Genomic DNA, 2,228 nt, shown 5'->3' on the forward strand with positions numbered 1-2,228 from the left:
CAATCACAATCGCTCCACTGAGCAAACCAAGTCTATTCATTGCGTAAACTCCCGAGATTGATTCCTGCTGCCGTCTATCGAATGGGCTGAAAGTGGCTATTGTCCTTAAGGGAAGGCAATCATTCGCTTAAGCAGCCAAAGCCTTGTCGAGGGCGTCGATCAGGGAGGCGGCGGCAAATGGCTTGCGCAGATACGCAACGCAGCCCACCCGCGCCGCTTCCGCTTCCAAAGTATCGTCTTCGAGAGCGGTCATGAAAATTACCGGAAGCTTTGAGCCGGAATCCCTCAATCGGCGCTGCAATTCGATCCCGGACATGCCGCCGAGATCGACGTCGAGCACAAGGCAATCAATTTGGGTGTCGGTTTGGCCCAGATAAGCTTCGGCCGAGGAAAATCCTTCCGTCGTAAAGCCGTGGRCGTCGAGCAGGCGCTGGACACTCCTCAACATGCTCGGATCGTCTTCCACGACAGCAATCCTCCATGGCAGCTTCTCCACCTCGTCCTCTTTTCAGCCGGCCTCTGAATGTTACCAGCTCGACCGATGATAGGACTGACAGCTAGCGTCGTATATTGTCCTAAGGGGAAGTATTAAGGGCGCCGCTCTGGCTTCGACGAAGTATCCCACAATCCCATTCTCTCGGCGATCGACACGGCTTCCGCCAGCGATTTGGCCCCCAGTTTTTCCATGACGCAGTGCCGATGGGCCTTGACTGTTCGCTCGGACGTGCTGATGGCGTAGGCGATTTGCTTGTTACGGTTGCCCCGGACCATAAGACGGAACACCTCGGATTCACGCGGGGTCAAGCTCGCTACAAGTGCCTCGAGCGCATGAACGCGATCGTGTTCAAGTTGACGCTTTTCGAACTGCAGCAGCGCCCGGTCGATCGCTTCCTTCAGGGCCTCGCCGGAAGCCGGCTTCTCCAGGAAATCTTCGGCACCCGCCTTGATTGCGCGCACGCCGGCCTGGATGTTGCCCTCGCCGGTGAGATAAATGATGGGCAGCAGCGGCGCTGTTTCGGCAAGACGCTCTTGCAAGGCGGCCCCGCTCAAGCCGGGCAGTTGGAGGTCGAGGAGAATGCAACCCGGCTCCGGAGTCGGCAACCTCGTCAGAAACTGGTCGCCCGATTCATAGAACGCCACTTGGAAGCCGTATGATGCGATCAATCGGCCCACGGCGGTTCGAAACGAGTTGTCGTCGTCGACGATGTGGATGACGGGGTTCATGTCACGCACCCGCTTCGCACGAGAGGCAGGTTGAAACGAATGACAGCACCACCCTCGGGATTGTTGCCGGCCCAGATCTTGCCTGCATAGGTTTCGACGATCATCCGCGCGATGGAAAGACCAAGCCCCGTTCCTGTCGGCTTGGTCGTATAAAATGGATCAAAGATACCGACGAGCTGTTCGCCGGGAATGCCGCATCCAGTATCCGAAATCGACAACTCAACCTTGGATTCCTTGGTAAGCCGGGTCTGGAACACCAGCCTTCTCTCGGTCGACACGTCGAGCATGGCATCCATCGCATTGGTGGCGAGATTGAGAATGACTTGCTGGATATGGACCCAGTCGGCCCGCACCCGCAATTCCTCCATTGCGCCACTGCAACTGACCACGATGTTTCGCCGCTCGGCTTCGGGGCGGAGGATTTTGATCGCGCTGCTGATCACTTCGTTGAGGTCGAATTCCTGCCATTCGATTTCACTGCGCTTCTTCAGCAGTCCCCGCAACCGCGTGATGATGTCGCCGGCCCGCTGGTCGTCGTCTTTTATGTCGATAAGGATCTGCTTGATCAGATTGAGGTCGGGTGTCTCGCCCCGGAGCAACAGCTCCCCCGCCTCGGCGTTGCTGCGGATCGCGCCGAGCGGCTGGTTGAGTTCATGCGCGATCGAGGCGGTCAACGCGCCGGCCGTCGCGGACTGGTTGAGATGCACGAGTTCGAGGAGACGGACGCGCAATTCCAGTTCCGCGGCACGGCGGCGGCGGCGTTCGACAAGAAGGCCGGCAATCACGACACCTTGCGCCGTGATGACGGCGAGTGTGGTGAGGACCGCCAGCCAGTGCTCTTGCCAGAGGGTTTTCTTCTTGAACCATTGAATCGTTCCCGCGGGGAGATCGCTGTCCGACAAGCCCCAACGCTTCAGTTGTCTTGCATCTGCAATATAGATCGGCGCAGCGTCGACATTGACAATCGGCTTTCCTGCCACCGCATCAAGGGCGAGGTCAGCAAC

At 58.3% G+C, this 2,228-nt stretch carries 3 protein-coding genes; all 3 read right to left on the minus strand.

The genetic code is table 11. The annotated features are described in order from the left end of the window. Positions 1 to 127: 127 nt before the first annotated feature. Positions 128 to 496 (minus strand): response regulator transcription factor, encoded by a 369-nt coding sequence (locus tag ACXJ5O_RS24920; RefSeq protein ID WP_457302249.1) that lies wholly within the window; start codon positions 494 to 496, stop codon positions 128 to 130. Between the two features lie 92 nt (positions 497 to 588). After that, entirely contained in the window at positions 589 to 1,224 is a 636-nt protein-coding gene (locus tag ACXJ5O_RS24925; RefSeq protein WP_457302250.1) for a response regulator transcription factor, read from the minus strand. After that, the coding region (locus ACXJ5O_RS24930; protein WP_457302251.1) for a sensor histidine kinase at positions 1,221 to 2,228 on the minus strand (1,008 nt) is incomplete at its 5' end. The genes ACXJ5O_RS24930 and ACXJ5O_RS24925, both read right to left, overlap by 4 nt.

The sequence above is a fragment of the Phyllobacterium sp. P5_D12 genome (assembly GCF_054049495.1).